Source organism: Streptomyces sp. NPDC001339, from assembly GCF_042895955.1.
In the GTDB taxonomy this organism is placed as follows: Bacteria; Actinomycetota; Actinomycetes; order Streptomycetales; family Streptomycetaceae; genus Streptomyces.
Genome location: NZ_JBIAWT010000006.1, coordinates 372699 through 389765, shown reverse-complemented (window position 1 = coordinate 389765; position 17067 = coordinate 372699). Strand labels below are relative to the sequence as shown.

The 17067-nt window shown below is 72.6% G+C and carries 11 protein-coding genes; 5 read left to right on the top strand and 6 right to left on the bottom strand.

The window, feature by feature from the left end; all coding sequences use genetic code 11:
* Nucleotides 1-8: 8 nt before the first annotated feature.
* Complete coding sequence (locus ACFY12_RS19940) at nucleotides 9-2354, bottom strand: FHA domain-containing protein (RefSeq protein WP_390717124.1); 2346 nt, start codon at nucleotides 2352-2354, stop codon at nucleotides 9-11.
* Nucleotides 2355-2942: 588 nt separating this feature from the next.
* On the opposite strand from ACFY12_RS19940, the gene ACFY12_RS19935 reads away from it, so the two are divergent.
* Entirely contained in the window at nucleotides 2943-5330 is a 2388-nt protein-coding gene (locus ACFY12_RS19935; protein ID WP_390717123.1) for a glycosyltransferase, read from the top strand.
* On the top strand, nucleotides 5327-6514 hold the full coding sequence (locus ACFY12_RS19930; RefSeq protein WP_390717122.1) for an acyltransferase family protein: 1188 nt from the start codon (nucleotides 5327-5329) through the stop codon (nucleotides 6512-6514). The genes ACFY12_RS19935 and ACFY12_RS19930 overlap by 4 nt, the downstream gene beginning before the upstream one ends.
* On the opposite strand, the gene ACFY12_RS19925 is transcribed toward ACFY12_RS19930, so the two are convergent.
* Nucleotides 6490-7329, bottom strand: a complete 840-nt coding sequence (locus ACFY12_RS19925; protein ID WP_390717121.1) for a TetR/AcrR family transcriptional regulator — start codon at nucleotides 7327-7329, stop codon at nucleotides 6490-6492. The two genes, ACFY12_RS19930 and ACFY12_RS19925, sit on opposite strands and share 25 nt — an antisense overlap.
* Nucleotides 7330-7496: 167 nt before the next feature.
* On the opposite strand from ACFY12_RS19925, the gene ACFY12_RS19920 reads away from it, so the two are divergent.
* The gene (locus ACFY12_RS19920) at nucleotides 7497-7718 is read left to right on the top strand and encodes a hypothetical protein (protein ID WP_390717120.1); all 222 of its coding nucleotides are present in this window, start codon (nucleotides 7497-7499) and stop codon (nucleotides 7716-7718) included.
* 134 nt (nucleotides 7719-7852) lie between these two features.
* Nucleotides 7853-10621, top strand: a complete 2769-nt coding sequence (locus ACFY12_RS19915) for a SpoIIE family protein phosphatase (protein ID WP_390717119.1) — start codon at nucleotides 7853-7855, stop codon at nucleotides 10619-10621.
* 44 nt (nucleotides 10622-10665) lie between these two features.
* On the opposite strand, the gene ACFY12_RS19910 is transcribed toward ACFY12_RS19915, so the two are convergent.
* Both ACFY12_RS19910 and ACFY12_RS19905 read right to left on the bottom strand, forming a co-directional pair.
* Complete coding sequence (locus ACFY12_RS19910) at nucleotides 10666-11916, bottom strand: hypothetical protein (RefSeq protein WP_390717118.1); 1251 nt, start codon at nucleotides 11914-11916, stop codon at nucleotides 10666-10668.
* Between the two features lie 90 nt (nucleotides 11917-12006).
* A complete protein-coding gene (locus ACFY12_RS19905; RefSeq protein WP_390717117.1) occupies nucleotides 12007-13287 on the bottom strand; it encodes an OmpA family protein in 1281 nt (426 codons plus the stop codon).
* Nucleotides 13288-13442: 155 nt separating this feature from the next.
* On the opposite strand from ACFY12_RS19905, the gene ACFY12_RS19900 reads away from it, so the two are divergent.
* Nucleotides 13443-13994: a hypothetical protein gene (locus tag ACFY12_RS19900; protein ID WP_390717116.1), complete on the top strand. Its 552-nt coding sequence runs from the start codon at nucleotides 13443-13445 to the stop codon at nucleotides 13992-13994.
* Between the two features lie 17 nt (nucleotides 13995-14011).
* Here ACFY12_RS19900 and ACFY12_RS19895 read toward each other — a convergent pair whose 3' ends face one another.
* Together ACFY12_RS19895 and ACFY12_RS19890 are read right to left on the bottom strand one after the other, a co-directional pair.
* On the bottom strand, nucleotides 14012-14902 hold the full coding sequence (locus ACFY12_RS19895; protein WP_390717115.1) for a hypothetical protein: 891 nt from the start codon (nucleotides 14900-14902) through the stop codon (nucleotides 14012-14014).
* Nucleotides 14899-17061, bottom strand: a complete 2163-nt coding sequence (locus ACFY12_RS19890) for a hypothetical protein (protein WP_390717114.1) — start codon at nucleotides 17059-17061, stop codon at nucleotides 14899-14901. The genes ACFY12_RS19895 and ACFY12_RS19890 overlap by 4 nt, the downstream gene beginning before the upstream one ends.
* Nucleotides 17062-17067 lie beyond the last annotated feature (6 nt).

The window sequence follows — 17067 nt, the reverse complement described above, 5'->3', positions numbered from 1 at the left end:
TCCTCGGGCTACTTGCGCATGATTTCCGGCTCGTGCCGCCGCAACAGCCGGGCCACCAGGAATCCCGAGACCAGGGAGAGCACCACCAGCATGCCCATGTCGAGCAGCCAGATCCCGGGGGTGTGCTGGAACAGCGGATCCGCGGTGAGGTTCTCCGGCATCAGCCGGTGCAGGTCGATGGTGCCCGCCATGGCGCCGAACGCCCACCGGGACGGCACCAGCCACGCCAGCTGCTCCAGCCCCGGTACGCCGTGCAGGGAGAGCAGCGCGCCGCAGAACACGACCTGGATGATCGCGACGAGGACCAGCAGCGGCATGGTGGCCTCCTCCTTGCGTACCAGCGCGGAGACCACCAGGGCGAGCATCATGGCGGTGAACGCCAACAGGGCGACGGCAAGGGTGAGTTCGAGCAGCGGCGGCAGCAACACGCCTTTGCCGCCGGGTGCGTTCAGCCGCACACCGCCCAGCCCCACCATCGTGAGGACGACGGCCTGCACCACCGTGATCAGCCCCAGCACCAGCACCTTGGACATCAGGTACGCCGTACGGGACAGGCCGACGGCTCTCTCCCGCCGGTAGATCGTCCGCTCCTTGACCAGCTCGCGCACGGCGTTGGCGGCGCCGGTCAGTACCGCCCCGACGCTCAGGATCAACAGTGTGTTGAGCGTCGAGTCCGGTGTGAGGGCGGAACCCGCCAGGGCGCGCGCCATCGCGCCCATCACGAACGGCAGCGCGACCATGATGACCAGGAAGGTGCGGTCGGAGCCGAGCGCCGCCGCGTACCGCCGGACCAGGGTGCTCAGTTGCGCGCCCCAGCTCTGCGTGGCGGGCGCCTCCACCGGGGCCTTCGGCGGCTCCGGGGCGCGCGGAGGCTGGTGGGAGTCCATGGCGATATAGCGCTGGTGCAGCGGTGAGGCGCGGTACCGGCCCGCCCAGTCCTGGCCGCGGTCGTTCTCGAAGGCCTCGAACGCCTCCGGCCACTGCGCGTACCCGAAGTACGGCAGCGCGTGCTCCGGCGGCCCGTAGTACGCGACCGACCCGCCCGGCGCCATGACCAGCAGCCGGTCACAGACGTCCAGGCTCAGCACGCTGTGCGTGACGACGATGACCGTACGGCCGTCGTCCGCCAGACCGCGCAGCATCTGCATCACCGACCGGTCCATACCGGGGTCCAGACCGGAGGTCGGCTCGTCGAGGAAGAGCAGCGAGGGCTTCGTCAGCAACTCCAGGGCCACGCTCACCCGCTTGCGCTGGCCACCGGAGAGACTGTGGATCGGCTGGTTCACCCGCTGGTCCAGGCCCAGTTGGTGGACCACCTCGTCGACCCGTGCCTGCCGTTCGGCCTTCGCGGTGTCCTCGGGGAAGCGCAGCCGTGCCGCGTAGCCGAGGGCCCGGCGCACGGTCAGCTGCTGGTGCAGGATGTCGTCCTGCGGCACCAGGCCGATGCGCCGACGCAGCTCCGCGTAGTCGCGGTAGAGGTCGCGTCCGTCGTAGAGCACCGTGCCCTCGTCCGCGGGGCGCAGCCCGGTCAGCGCGTTGAGCAGCGTCGACTTGCCCGCGCCGCTCGGCCCGACCACCGCCAGCAGCGACCGCTCGCCCACCGGGAACGACACCCGGTCCAGCAGCGTCCGGCGGCCGCCGTCGACCCGTACGGCCAGGCCCTGTACGTCCAGCGACACCTCGCCGGTGTCGAGGAATTCCTGTAGTTCGTCGCCGACCAGGGCGAACGTGGAGTGGCCGATGCCGACGATGTCACCGGCGGACATCGGGGCGCGGTCGACCGGCCGGCCGTTGAGGTAGGTGCCGTTGTGGCTGCCCATGTCGACGATCTCCAAACCGTCGGGACCGGCGTGCAGCTCCGCGTGCCTGCGGGAGACAGTGAGGTCGTTGACGACCAGGTCGTTGTCGGGTGCGCGGCCGATTCTGGTGGTCCGGGCGGCCGGTATCGGCCGTACGGCGCTCGGTTGACGGAAGGTGTGGGTGCCGGCGGGGTGCGAGACGGCGGAGGGCTGCTCGGCCCGGGACGGCCGGGGTGCGGAGGAGAGCACCGCGCACGGTCCGTCGGCGGGGTTTCCGAACCGGATGACGCTGCCCGGCCCGACCCCGGTCTCTTCCGTGATCCGCCGACCGTCGGCGAAGGTGCCGTTCGTGCTGCCCTCGTCCGCCACCAGCCAGTGGCCGCCCTCCGCGCGCAGTACCGCGTGATGCCAGGAGACCCTGGCATCACGGAGGACGACCTCGCTGGTGGGGTCCCGCCCCACGTGATAGACGCGGCCGGGGCTCATCACCTGAGTGCCACCGTCGGACTCGACGACGAGTTCCGGCGCGGTGGGCGTCTCCGGCCGCTCAGCCATATTCAGAATGTTACGGCGCGGAGCCGGGCCCCGCCTGTTGTCGCGGCCTCGCCGCAGCGCACAAAGCCCCTGCTCAAAACGGTATTTCGAGCCCTGCGCGGTACGGCGGTCCGGGACCACGGGTCGTGTTCCGGGCGAACACGGGGCGTTACCCGCGAAAGGCGGCAGACGGCACAGGGGGCCAGGGGTGGCGGAACCGCCCGGACGATTCGCCGTAATGACAGCGTTACCCCGATGTAGGTGTGGTGTCACAGAGGGCGTCGAGGGTGGTGTTGCCGACCGTCCCGTTTCGCGGGAGAGTCGGCACCCGAACCTTCGGTCCGCCCCCACGATCCGATTCAGGATGGGACCTTCCTATGCGACCCATGCCGGAACGCCCTTGTGCGTTCCCCGACTTGGTGCCCGTTTTAGTGCCCGTGCGCCCGTGCGCCGTCGTCCGTCCCGCGGAGAGACGGAGAGCGAGAGCGACCGCGACTTGTTATCTGTCATGTAACTGACAGAAACCCGGCTCGGCTGACGGTCCGGAAGCCCCTGCGCGGCCTCCGGACCCGCTTTCGCATGTCTCCCCGCACGAAAGGACCTTCCCAGGTGCTCACTTCGCACCACGACCCTGCCCAGGGCTTCCCCGCGGCCCTGCTCGACACCACGGACCACTCCGCCCTCGACAGCTCGCCCAGCGACCTCCGCACCGGCGGCCATGTGCTGGTCGCCGGCGCTCCGGGGCCGCGCCTGGAGCGGCTCACCCGGACCCTGCGCGCCACCGGCCACGAGGTGAGCCACGCCCCGCCCGGCGAGATCGGCCGGCGCATGGGGCAGACCCGCCCGGACGCCGTCGTCGCCCTCGACGCCCACCGCGCGCCCGGCGAACGGCACGACAGCGGCCTCGACCTGATCCAGGAGGTGCGCACCGCCCCCGCCGGACGGGCGCTGCCGCTGCTCGTGGTCACCCCGGCGCCGGAGCCCGCCGGGGTGGTGAACCTGCTGCGCCACGGGGCCGACGACTGCGTACCCGAGGCCGCCGACCCGGACGAGCTGTCCGCCCGTATCGAGGCCAAGCTCCGCCGGGTCCCCGTACCGGTCGAGAGCCTGCCGCGCGACCCGCGTACCGGGCTCTACTCCCGGCCGCACTTCCTGGACGAGCTCGGCCGCGAGCTGCGGCGCCCCGAAGCCGCCCGGCGCGGCGGGGCCGTCGCCGTGGTCGGGGTGGCCGAGATGGCCGCCCTGGAGGCCCGCCTCGGGCAACGGATCCGCCGGGAGGTCGCCGAGCGGCTGGCCGGGGCCGCCGAGCAGCTGGGCAGTGTCTGCGACCGGCTCGGCTGGGACGACGACGGCCGCCTGCTGATGCTGCTGCCCGGCGTCGACGAGGAGACCGCCCGCCGCGGCCTGGAGAAGTTCGCCGGGGCCGTGGCCGGTACCCGGTTCGTCGTCGCGGACGAGAACGTCCGCCTCACCCCGGCGATCGGCTGGCTGCCGCTGACCGGCTGCACCGAGGGCACGCAGGCCATCGGCCAGGCCCGGGACGCCGTCCGGGAGGCGCTCCGGTACCGGGACCTGCGGCCGGTCAGATACGCGCCCTGGATGCGCGGCGCACCGCACCGCCACCGGCGCCCGCCACTCAGCAGGCTGATCCGCCCCGTCCTCTCGGCGCTCTCGCCGGTGCTGGCCCTGCTGCTCGGCGTCGGCGCCCCGTTCGTGCTCTACCAGCAGGCGTACACGCTGGGCTGGGACCTGGCGTCGGCGATGTACTGGGTGGTGGTCGCCGGGCTGGTGCTGTCCGCGGTGCTGATCGTGCTGGAGTGCCTGTTCTCCCTCGACGCGGCGGACCGGCCCGAGCGGCCCGGAGCGCCGTACCCGCCGGCCAGTGCCGTGATCGCCGCGTATCTGCCCAATGAGGCCGCGACCATCGTCGACACGGTCGAATCCTTCCTCCGCGTCGACTACCCGGGCGAGCTGGAGATCGTGCTGGCGTACAACACGCCGCACCCGCTGCCGGTCGAGGACACCCTCCGCGAGATCGCCGCCCGCGACCCGCGGCTGGTTCTGCTGCCGGTCGCCGGCTCCACCTCCAAGGCGCAGAACATCAACGCCGCGGTCACCCGCGTCCGCGGTGAGTTCGTCGGCATCTTCGACGCCGACCACCACCCCGCCCCCACCGCCTTCCGGGACGCCTGGCACTGGCTGTCCAACGGCTACGACGTGGTCCAGGGCCACTGCGTGATACGCAACGGCGAGAGCTCGCGGATCGCGAAGCTGGTGGCGGTGGAGTTCGAGGCGATCTACGCGGTCAGCCACCCCGGCCGGACCCGGCTCTACGGCTTCGGCGTCTTCGGCGGCTCGAACGGCTTCTGGCGCACGGACCTGCTCGCCCGCACCCGGATGCACGGCTCGATGCTCACCGAGGACATCGACTCCACCCTGCGCGCCCTGGCCGAGGGCGCCCGGTTCGCCGTCGACCGCACCCTCATCTCGCGCGAGCTGGCGCCCACCACCCCGAAGGCGCTGTGGAACCAGCGCTCCCGCTGGGCACAGGGCTGGCTGCAGGTCTCGCTCAAGCACCTGTGGCCGGGGCTGCGGTCTCCGGTGTTCACGGCCCGTCAGAAGCTGGGCCTGCTCGTCCTGCTGGGCTGGCGGGAGGTGCAGCCGTGGCTGACCCTGCAGATCCTGCCGATCCTGCTGTACTCGGTCTGGAAGGCCGGCGGTCCGCAGCACCTCGACTGGGCGGTACCGGTGTGCGTCCTGGCCCTGCTCGTCACCCTGGCGGCCGGGCCCGTACAGGCGCTGTTCGCCTGGCGGCTGGCGGTCCCCGAACTCCGCTCGCGCCGCCGGTGGTTCTGGTCGTACTTCGTCGTGTCGACCGTCTTCTACAGTCACTTCAAGAACATGGTGGCCCGGCAGGCCCATCTGAAGGAGGCGCTGGGCGACCGGCAGTGGCGGGTCACCCCCCGGACCGCCACGAAGGCGGTGGCCCGCCGATGAGCACGGCCGCCGCACCGGCCCGTAGCCGAGCCGGTGCCATCGACGGTCTGCGGGGACTGGCCGCGCTGAGCACCGTCGTCTTCCACGTCTGGCAGCAGTACGTCCGCCACGACGCACAGGGCAGCCATCCGCCGATCGACAATCCGCTGGTCGGCGCGGTCCTCTCCCTGGAGGTCATCGACCTGTTCTTCGTGCTGTCCGCGTATCTGCTGACGCTGCCGTACGCGCGGGCCGCCCTCGACGGCGGCTCGGTCCGGCCCGCCCGGCTGTTCCTCTTCCGGCGGGCGATCCGGATCCTTCCGCTGTACTTCGTGGCGGTCCTGGTCGTCTGGGCGAGCCGCAATCCGACCCTGCCGGGCAACTGGCGGGACCTGGTCGAGCACCTCACCTTCACCCATGTCTTCGACCAGCAGCGGATCTTCTACACCATCGGCCCGACCTGGTCGCTCTCGCTGGAGGTGCTGTTCTACCTCGTCCTGGTGGCGCTGGGTCCGCTGGCGGTCCGCGCCTGCCGCCCGCTGCGGCGGCGCGGCAGCCGGGTGGCGGTGTGCGCGGCGGGCTGCGCGCTCCTGTTCGTGGTGCCGGTCGTCTGGCTCGCGGTCGCCCGCTACGGGCTCGGGGTGCCGTACACCGACTGGGTGGCCTACTTCGGCCCGCAGGCCCGCTTCGGGGGGTTCGCGGCCGGGATGGGGCTGGCCGTGGCGACGGCCGCGCTCGGGGACCGGGGCCGCCTCGGCCCGCGCGGCGCGCTGCCGTTGGCGGCCCTCTCCCTGGCCGGCCTGCTCGCGCTCGCCATGCCCTCCGGGCCGGAGAGCTTCGCCGCCACCTTCTACCACCCGATCGCCTCCGCCCTCTGGACGGTGCTGGTCTTCAGCACCGTCCACCTGCGACGGCCGCACGCCGTGCAGCGCCTGCTGACGGCCCGTCAGCTCACTGCCGTCGGACTGATCAGCTACAGCCTCTTCGTCTGGCACGAGCCGGTGATGCGCCAGCTGTACCAGGCCGGGGTGCTCCCCGCCGGCCCGTCGGGCTTCCCGGTCGCGCTGCTGATCGTGTACCTGGTGGCACTGCCCGTGGCGACGGTGAGCTACTGGCTCCTCGAATACCCGGCCGGCCTGCTCGGCCGGCTCAGGGACCGCCGCGGCCGGCGGCGCGAGTTCTATCCGGAGCCCGCCGCCCGCTGAGCGTCCGCGCCCGCCGCCCGCTGATCGTCCGCGGCGGTCCGGCGGTCTTCGCCGGGGACTCGTGCCGTGCGCACCGGGTCCCCGGCGAAGATCTTGTCCAGGTGGTAGTCCAGGGTGCGCCGTACGTCGTCCAGCGTGCGGCGCCCGTGCAGTACGTCGGTGCCCAGCCCGACCGCCCCCGCGACCAGGAGATCGGCCTCGCACCGGGCGTCGAGGCCGGGCGCGGTGCACCCGGCCGCCTGCGCCGTCTCGATCAGCCCGGCCACCATCCGCTCCAGGTGCTGCTCGGCGGAGAGGAAGACCTCGGCGAGTGCGGGGTCGGTCAGGCTCCGGACGTAATAGGCCGTGAACACCCGGAGTGCGGTGGTGCGTTGGGCGTCCACCGGGAGGAACTCGTCCAGCACGGCGCGCAGCAGAGCGCGCGGATCCGAGAGGTCGTCCGTGATGCGCGAGCGGGCGATCCGTTCGTTCTCCTCGTGGAGCAGATGCAGCGCGCCCACGAGCAGCTGATGCTTGTTCTCGAAGTGGTACTGCACCGCCCGCAGCGACACCCCGGCCTCCGCCGCCACCTCCCGCAGACTGGCCGCGTGCAGTCCCCGCTCGGCGGCGATCCGCCACAGCGCCTCGGCGATCTGCCGGCGCCGGCGGGCCTGGGCACCGCTCGCCGCGGCCGGCCGTCCGGCCGCCGGGGGAGGCGTCTGCTTGCGCCGCCGGTAGGCCTTGGCCTGGCAGCCGCGCGAGCAGTAGAGGGCCGGCCGGCCGCGCCCCGCGGGGGTGAGGGCGGTACGGCACATCCGGCACACGGGGCCGCTCACGGACTTCCTTCCCGCTTTCTTTTCCTCACGCACATTTCCCCTTTTCAGCACCTGAATTTGTGTGACGTAAATCGAATTTACTGCGGCATTCGGTCATATTCCGTAACTCCCCAATGATACGTTCGTAACGTCCCGACGAGGGATTCGGAGACCATGAAGGGGGACCAGTGAAGTACGACGTCCTGCAGATCATCGGCGCGGTCATGATGGTGTTCTTCGCCCAGGGGGCGGTCCGGCTGCTCTTCGACCACGACAACACCGGAGTCCTCGGCTGGCTCGGCGGTGGCTTCGGGGTCGTCCTGGGCGCCCACGCACTGCTCGTCGCCGTCGGAGTGCTGCTGACCGGCTGGTCGCACACCCGCGCCAAGGCCCTGGGCCGACGGAACTGACGCTCCCGGCATGTCGCGAGGTCTCGGCATGTCACGAGGGCGGTGCCGCTCCGAGCCGTGAACCCGTCGTATGGTCATGCGATATCCGGCGTGGTGCGTATCGGACGCGCGGGGGCGCGGGGTACACATGGGGTATGGCCCGAATTCCCGGCCGCTTTCCGTGGCCACCTTCGGGGCGCTGGTTCACCGGTCGGCGCCCGGGCCGCAGCAACCGGCGTGAGCGGGGTGACGGCTCGCCGCAGCGCTCCGCGCGGCGCCTGCGCTCGATGGCGGGCGGCCGCAGTGTCGCCGGCCAGATGTTCGTCCTGCAGATCCTGATCGTGGCACTGCTGGTCGTGGCCGCGGTGACCACGCTGCTCTTCCAGTCCCGGAGCGACCGGTTCGAGGGCGCCCGCGCCCGCTCGCTCGCCGCGGCCGAGACCTTCGCCCACAGCCCCGGCCTGGTGGACGTCCTGCGCGGGCCCGACCCCAGCGCGGTGCTCCAGCCGCTGACCGAGGCCGCGCGCAAGGCCGGCGGCGTCGACTTCATCGTCGTCATGAACCGGGACGGCATCCGCTACACGCACCCGCAGCCCGGAGAGATCGGGCGGCACTTCGTCGGCACCATCAAGCCCTCGCTGGAGGGGCGCGTCACCATCGAGAGCGTCCACGGCCCGCTGGGGAACGAGGTCCAGGCGGTCGTCCCGGTCAGGGACGCCAAGGGCGCGATCGTGGCCCTGGTGTCGTCCGGCCTGAAGGTCTCCCGGGTCAGCAGCGCGGTCGACCGCCAACTCCCGGTCGTCCTCGGCGCCGGCGCCGCCGCGCTCGCCCTGGCCACGGCCGGAACGGCACTGGCGGTCAGACGGCTGCGCCGGCAGACCCACGGACTCGGCCCGGCCGAGATGACCCGGATGTACGAGCACCATGACGCGGTGCTGCACGCCGTGCGCGAGGGCGTGCTCATCGCCGACGCGGACGGACGGGTCGTCCTGGCGAACGACGAGGCGCGCCGCCTCCTCGGCCTGGCACCGGACGCGGAGGGGCGCCGCGTCGCCGACCTCGGGCTCTCCCCCCGGATGGCCGATCTGCTGATCTCCGGCCGGGTGGCCACCGACGAGGTGATGCCGGTCGGGGACCGCCTGCTGGCCGTGAACAACCGGCCCACGGACCGCCGGGGCGGCCCGCCCGGCAGCGTGGCCACCCTGCGGGACTCCACCGAACTGCTCGCCCTCGCGGGCAAGGCCGAGGCCGCCCAGAGCCGGCTGCGGCTGCTCTACGAGGCGAGCATGGGGATCGGCACCACCCTCGACGTGCAGCGCACCGCCGAGGAACTGACCCAGGTCGCCGCCGTCTGGTTCGCCGACTACGTCACCGTCGACCTCTCCGAACCCGTCCTGAGCGGCGGGGAGCCACCGGCGGGCTCCTACCGCGAGGCGCCGGAGCTGCGCCGGGTGGCCCTCTCCGGCATCCGCGACGACCACCCCCTGTACCGGGTGGACGAGGTCCACACCTACCCCCCGCCCACCCCGATGGCCAGGGGCTTTGTCACCGGACGGTCCGTGCTGGTCAGCGATCTGACGGTGGACGACGACTGGCGGGCCCAGGATCCCGAGCGCTTCCACCTGGTCGAGACCCACGGCTGCCGGTCCCTCATCACCGTCCCCCTCCAGGCGCGCGGCGTGCTCCTGGGCGTGGCCAACTTCTGGCGCACCCGGGAGCGGCCGCCCTTCGAGGAGGGGGATGTGTCCCTGGCCGAGGAGATGGGTGCCCGCGCCGCCGTCTGCATCGACAACGCGCGCCGCTACACCCGCGAGCACGCCATGGCCGTCACCCTCCAGCACAGCCTGCTCCCGCGCGGCCTGCCCGAACAGAGCGCCCTCGATGTCGCCCACCGCTACCTGCCCGCGCAGACCGGGGTGGGCGGTGACTGGTTCGACGTGATCCCGCTGCCCGGCGCCCGCGTCGGCCTGGTCATCGGCGACGTGGTCGGCCACGGGCTGCACGCCGCCGCCACCATGGGCCGGCTGCGTACCGCCGTGCAGAACTTCTCCACCCTCGACCTGCCGCCCGACGAACTCCTCAGCTATCTCGACGAGTTGGTCAACCGCATCGACCAGGAGGCCGCCGCGGGGAACGAGGAGGCCGTCCTCGCCGGCGCCACCTGCCTGTACGCGATCTACGACCCCGCCGCCGGGGTGTGCAGCCTCTCCCGCGCCGGCCACCTCCTCCCGGCGCTGGTCCGTCCCGACGGCACCGTGGAGTTCCCCGAACTCCCCGCCGGACCGCCGCTCGGGCTCGGCGGACTGCCCTTCGAAGCGCTGGACGTGCGCCTGTCCGAGGGCAGCAGCATCGTCCTGTACACCGACGGTCTCGTCGAGGACCGCGACCGGGACATCGACACCGGGATGCGCACCCTTGCCACCGCGCTGGGACACCCCGGGCGCACCCCGCAGGAGACCTGCGAGGCCGTCCTCGGCGCCCTGCTCCCGGACCGCCAGCGCGACGACATCGCCCTGCTCGTCGCCCGCACCCGCCTGCTCCCGTCCGACCGCATCGCGGAGTGGGAGGTCCCCTCCGACCCGGCGGCCGTGGCCGACGCGCGGGCGGACCTCTCCCGGCAACTGACGCGCTGGGGCCTGGACGACATGGCCTTCACCACCGAGCTCGTCCTCAGCGAGCTGATCACCAACGCCATCCGCTACGCCACCGGCCCGATCCAGGTACGCCTCCTGTACGTCCGCACCCTGATCTGCGAGGTCTCCGACACCAGCAGCACCTCCCCGCATCTGCGCTACGCCGCCGACGAGGACGAAGGCGGCCGGGGCCTCTTCCTCGTCTCCCAGCTCACCCAGCGCTGGGGCACCCGCTACACCCCCGACGGCAAGATCATCTGGGCCGAACAGGCGCTGGGGCGCACGTGGTAGAGCCGTCCTCGTGCCAGGGCTTGTCCGTGAGCCTGTCTGTGGGCCTACACCGCCGCCTGCCGGTCGATCTGGGTGATCAGTTCGGTACGGCGGGCCCGCAGTTCGGCCGGGGCGCAGGTGACGGAGATCCGGTGCGCCTCGATCAGCGGACCGAGCTCCGGCGGGGGTTCGACCACACCGGAGAAGAGTGGCGCCGGCCAGGCAGCCATGGGTGTCTGCGCCGCCTCGCCGCCCGGAAGAGCGGCCGGGGTGGGCGGCGTGGGTCCGGCCTGGCCGTGGAGCATCCGGGCGGTGAGGATCGCCGCCTCCCAGACGCGCATGCTCTCCAGGCGGACGTGTGAGGCCAGTTCGTCGCGGAGTGCGCACAGATCGCTCCAGGCCTGCTCATGGTCGCGCAGGGCCGCGCCGCTCCTCCGTACCAGCCAGGCGTAGGTGCCCCGGGCGCGCAGTACGGCGCGGCGGGCCTCGGCGGCGCTGTCCGCGTAAGGGTTGTGGGCGACGACCTTCATCGCCACCGCGGTGATCGCGAGGACCAGCATCAGCACGGCCACCCAGCCGGGTGCGTACCGGGCGCCCTCGACCTCCCCTTCCCCCACTCCCGTGTCGCGCGCTCGCAGCATCGCCCACACGGTGACGGTGAACAGTACGGCGGCGAGGTAGAGGACGGGCAGCGCGAGCGAACCGAGCAGGGCGAGCGCGGGACGGCGCTCACGGAGCGCGTGCAGCCGCTCGCGTATCCCGTGCAGCGGCGCGGCGATGGCGTGCCCCGACAGCATGAGCGCCAGGGCCAGGACGACACCGGGCAGGAAGGAGACCGTCTGCTCGATCAGGGAGACGGATTCCTCGCTGACGGTGAGGTACTGGAAGACCCGCATGAAGTACCACGCGTCGAACACGGCCATCGCGGCGATGACCGGCCAGCGCAGCACCCGGATCCACATCTCGCGGCGACGGCGGTCGTGGGCCCCGTCCTCCGCGTGGCGGGCCGCGACCTTCGCCCGCTCCGCCACGGCCGACCGGAGTGTGGCGGCGGCCTCGAAGCGCGCCAGGAACTCGACCGCCTCCTCCGACCGGGCGTGGGCGGTGATCGTACGGGCCCGCGCGGCGGCCAGCTGCTCGCGGTTGTGGCTGACGAGTTCGGCGACCTCGCGGGCCGCGCGCAGCAGCATCCGCATCTCGCCGTTGTCCAGGTGCTCGGGGTCCCGTTCGGGGCCCTGCTCGGCGCTCTTGACCAGGTGCCGGATGTCGCATCCGCATCCGTGGTGGCAGGGAGTGCCTTGGTGGTTCCGGTACATGAACGCATCCTTCGCTGCGATATGTGGGGCGGAGAGAGGTGTGGGTCGGATGGAGAGGTGTGGGTCGGAGGTATCGGTATGCGCGTCCGGTCAGCGGCGCACCGTCACGGCGATCTCCACCCGGCGGTTGCAGGCCATGGCCGCGTAGTCCGGAGTGCCGTTCCGGTATTCGGGGGCGCAGCTGGGCCGGTCGTCCGAGTAGCCGCGGGCGGAGGTCACGCTGATCCCGCGCCGGACGAGAGCGGACCGGACGGCCTGGGCGCGGGCCGAGGAGAGCTGCCTGCCGTGCTGTTCGCTGCCGCGCGAGTCGGTGTGCCCGGAGACGGCGACCGAGAGGGGGCGGAGCTCCTTGATGCGGCGTGCGACGTCGTCCAGCGTGCTCTGTGCCGTCGGGGAGAGCTCCGCACTGTCGGTCGTGAAGAGGACGGAGCCGGGGAGCGTAAGGGTGGTGACCTTCCCGGCCGGCCGTTCCGAGACGGCCGGGAAGGCCACCGCGGGTTCGGCCTTCCCGGTCTCCCCGGCCTTGTCGTCCCTCCCGGCCTCGGCGGGTTTTCCGGCCTCACGGGTGCGGGCGGTGGCGGACACCGTGCACCGCGCGGCCCCCGACGCCTCGCACAGCCCGGTCCAGAGCGAGGTCAGCCACGCGGTCTGCGGGGACGATGGCGCCGTGCCCCGGGCAGCGCGGCCGATACCTGCCAAGGTCACCTCGGCGCCCTTCAGAGGGGGAAGCTCGCCCGCCGTGCGGCAGCGCCGTACCACCGCCTCGATCTCCGCCGTGCCGTCGAACCCGGCGGAACGCAGGTCGGCACAGCCGGTGTTGGCCAGTCCGTCGGTCGCCACGACGATCCGGCGGCGGCCGCGACCCGGGCCGAGCTGGTCGGCGGCCGCGGCGAGGGCGCCGAGCACATCCGTACGGGCGGTGCCCGGCGCCGTGACGGACAGCTGCCGCAGCCGCTTCTCCAGGCAGCCGCGCCGGACGTGCCGGCGGTCCTCGCGCAGCGTGTCGTTGCCCTTCACCGGTGTGACGGAGACGCGGTCCACCGCCCAGTCGACGGTGGCCCGGGTGCCGTCGAAGCCGGCGGCGGAGAGCCGGCCGCCCTCCAGCTCCGGCAGCGCGAGTCCCGGGGTGGCGAGCAGGGTGGCCGCCCAGTCCGGTACCCGGGCCCCCGGTGCGGTGGCCGGGTCCGGGCGGGTGGACGAGCTGCGGTCGACGAGCACGACGGTCCGCGCCGGGGCGTCGCGTGCCGCGTCGGAGGCACCGTCCAGCCAGGTGCAGGGCCGGGCCTGGGGCATGTCGAACGCGCCGCAGCCGCCGGCTGCCATGACGGCGGCCAGCGCCATGGCCATGGCGAGGAGTCGACGGGGAGACACTCGGGTCTGGTGGCTCACTGGGCTCACTGGGCTCTCCAAGGGAAGGGAATCCGCTGAACGGAATCCGCTGAACGGAATCCGCATTTGTGACTGTTCTCGGGCAGCGCCGGGGGAGTTACTGGGGGCCTTCGACCACTCGGTGTCAGGAGGTTCCCGTGTCCCGCTCCATCCCCGTCACCCGCAGCACCGCCGGAGGTTCCGCCGCGGACGAGGAGACCGCCATCGGCCTTGGATCAGGGCTGGCCGTCTACACCTCGCTCCAGGCGTCGGCCCAGTTCGCCGACACGAAGGTCGGCATCCTCGGCGCCGCCCAGGCCGCGCTGATGGCCACGGCCGTCCCCCAGGGCGGTGTGGTACGCGAAGCCTGGGCGCGCGGCGGGCCGGCGGCCTGGATCGCGGTCGCCCTGCTGGTGCTGCATGTGACGGCGTTTCTGCCCGGTGTGTACTGCGTCGTCCAGGCGCTCCGCCCCCGGCTGGCGCCGCCCCCCGCCCCGAACCGGTTCAGCCTGCCCCTGCTGGCCGCGGCCGACGGCACCCCGCCGCCGGCGGACGAGAACAGCGAGCGGGAGGAGATCTGGCAGCTGATTCCGGTGCTGGCCCGGGTGGTGATGGCCAAGCACCGGTACATCGCCCGGGGGGTGGTGTGGACGGGGCTGATGGCCGTGGCCGCCGGGCTCTCCTTCCTCGCCGGGCCGCTCCTGGCCTGAGCCGTCGGAAGGGCCGTTCAGTTCCGGGCCGGCCGCGGCAGCGGTCCGGCCGGCCCGTCGCCGGAGCCGTCCTCGCCCGGCAGGGACAGGCCGAAGAGCCGCATGGCCTGGCCGAGTTGCTGCTCGTTCTTCGCGACGAACTCGAACAGGTCCCGCGCCTCGTACTCCTTGTGCTGCCGTCCCAGCAGCTTGACGTACCGGTCGAAATGCTCCTGGCGCAGCCGGAACATACTGCCGACCTCGGTGGCCGCCTTGTCCGGCTGCTCGGCCAGCAGCACCGCCCACGGCGTGAGCCAGGAGCTCGCCTCGTCGTCGGGCCGGACACCGGCCAGACCCCCGGCGAGGAACGCCCGCCACTGCTCGGACACCTCGCTCAGCAGCCGTACCTGGAGCGCCGACTTGGCGTAGCGGTGCTCGATCTCCTGGAGTTCCAGGGCCGCCCTGCGCTGCTGTTCCAGCACCTCGGGCGCGGGCCGGAGAAAGGCTGTGGTGCGGCACCTCACCAGGCCGTTCTCGAAGCATTCGCCCTTGCCCAGCTCCTGGTTGACGGCGTGCTCGGCCTCCGCCACGCGGAACGGCTCGTAGCGGCCGGCGATGGCACGGACCCGCTCGGTGAGCAGCTGCGGCAGGGCCGAGCGGTAGCCGTCGATGGCGCGGCTCAGCGCGGAGTGGTCCAGCCGCCCCTCGGCACACCACTCGCAGCGGATCTCGACCTGGAAGTCGAACCCGCCGCCGGCGGCCGGGGTTTCGAACGCGACGGTGGATTCCTGGTGCACCGCCGTCAGCTCCGGAACGTTCACGTTGACGTTCACCTCGGCGGACTCGAAGAGCGGTGCGGCGGCCTGCGGCTCGCGGCCGAGGAGGGCGCGCAGCCAGACGAGCGGGCCGCGGCGCGAGGTGCTGGTCATGTCGTCGACCACCTTTCCCGTACGTGGGTTTCGATCTGTGCGGCCGCGTCGGCACCGATGCCCTGGTGCGCCCACAGCGGCAGGTAGAAGAGGAACCGGCTGCGGAGCTCGTCCGACCGGGCGTCGTCCCCCGGCGGCAGCTCGGCCACGAACGCGGCCAGCGCCCCGTCGAGCCCCGGCTCGTCCCCGGCCCGCTCCACCCACAACCGCAGGGTGTCCCAGCCGCGCCGCCAGATGGCGTGGTCACCGCTGAGCAGGACGTTCCGGGTCAGCCGCAGCAGGTGCGAGCGCGGGACCGGCTCCTTCAGGAAGCCGGTGATCGCCAGGTCGCCGCGGAACCTGCTGAGCTGCTGGAGACACATCGCGGCATCCTCGCGCAGCAGGTAGTGCGGTGAGAGCGACCAGTCCGCCAGCCGTTCCAGGGTCTGGGTCCGCGACCCCGCGGCGTAGATCTCATGGACGGCGGCTCGTACGCTCTTCCGCTGCGACTGCGCGATCCGCTCCAGATTGTCCAGCGCCTCGGCGGGGAACAGGACACCGATCGCGGTGCCGTACGCCGCCTCGGCGCAGGCCTGGTAGTCGCGCCTCCTGGACCAGTTCCGGAGCAGCCGCTGCACCCGGGGAGCGAGCAGGGCGTCGTCCGCCGCCCGTTCCAGCGCCCACGCCGCGGCGAACCGCCGCCGGGCGGCGTGTTCACCCTTGTCGGTCGCCCAGCGGACGAGCGGCTCCTCCTGGACATAGGTCCAGTCGAAGGTGGCCAGCAGGCCGACCGTCTGGGCCGCCGCCACCCGGATGTCCTCCTCGCCCCGGGTCACCAGGCTGTCCAGCCACTCCAGCAGCGGCCTCCGCGCCCCGCTGTGGTCGTGCCACAGCACCTCCAGCACCGCCTCGCCGAGGCCGCGCTGGCTGACCCGTACCCGGCACTCCGGATGCCGGGCCTCGACCGGGTTCCCCTCGCGGTCGGTGAACCCCACGTCGGAGTCGTCCAGCCAGTCCTTGAGGCTCTCCTGGAACAGCGGCATCTCGGGTACGGAGGACGGTGAGCGCACACCGTGCAGCAGCTCCGCCAGCCGATGGGACTCCCGGCTGACGCGGCTCAGGGGCGTGCCGTCGAGCACCACACAGGCCAGCAGGAACGCCCGGGACCACAGGGAGACCTGCAGCGTCCCCGCGGTGCCGTCCCCGGACGGCGCCGGCGGGCGGAGCAGCCGGTCCGCCCTGGCGCGCAGCCGGGCCTTCAGCCCCTGGACGATCCGGTCGGTGTCGTGGCCGTCCCGCTCGCCCTGCGCCAACTGCCGGGCAAGGCCGGCGATTTCCGCCATGGAGGTGCGTCCGCGCAGCTCTTCGCGCAGGGCCTCGTGCTCCAGCAGCTTGCGGCAGCTCTCCGGCCGGTCGTCGAGCAGGGCCGTCAGATGACGGCTCAGCACCTCGAACCGCAGCTCCTCCGTGTTCCGGTGCTCGACGACATGATCGTCCAGGCCGTCGACCGGCACCTGGTCGTCGACGATGATCACCAGCGGGGACCGCCCGTAGGTCTCCCCGCGCAGGAGGTTGAGGAGCTGCCCGCGCAGCGCGGACGCCCAGGGCCGGCCGTCGCCCTCGACGACATGACCCCGGCCGGACTGGAGGCCGCCGTGCCGGAGGTCCTTGTTCAGCAACCGCTTCAGGTCCGCTTCCGGGTCCAGGTAGACGACCTCGGCGTCCATCACCTCCTGCGCGGCGAGCAGCGCCGTGGTCAGGCGCCCGGAGCCGGGAGCCCCGCGCAGTACCGCGACGCCATGGCGGATGAGGTGCCTGCTCAGTTCACCGTGGGAGCCGGGCTCCACGTACAGCTCGCGCAGCCGGTCCAGGTCGGCGTCCGAGATCCGTCCGTCGGCCGGGTCGGCCTGAGGAGCGGCGCCGTAGTAGTAGGTCTTGTGCATCGTCCCGGCGGCGTCCCCGCTGCCGAAGCCGGTGACGCCGCCGGAGAGCAAGGGCACGCGCAGGCCCTGCCGGCGCAGCCGGCGGATATGGTCGGCCTGCTCGGCGAGTTCCTCCTCCGCCTGCTCGTGCCCTTGCCGGTTCTCCTGGTCCTCGAAGCCGGCGGACGGGCCCAGGGACGGGTCCTCCGCCAGCTCGTTCACGGGCTCGTCGACGGAGCCGGTCGTGTCGTCGTCCACGCCTGA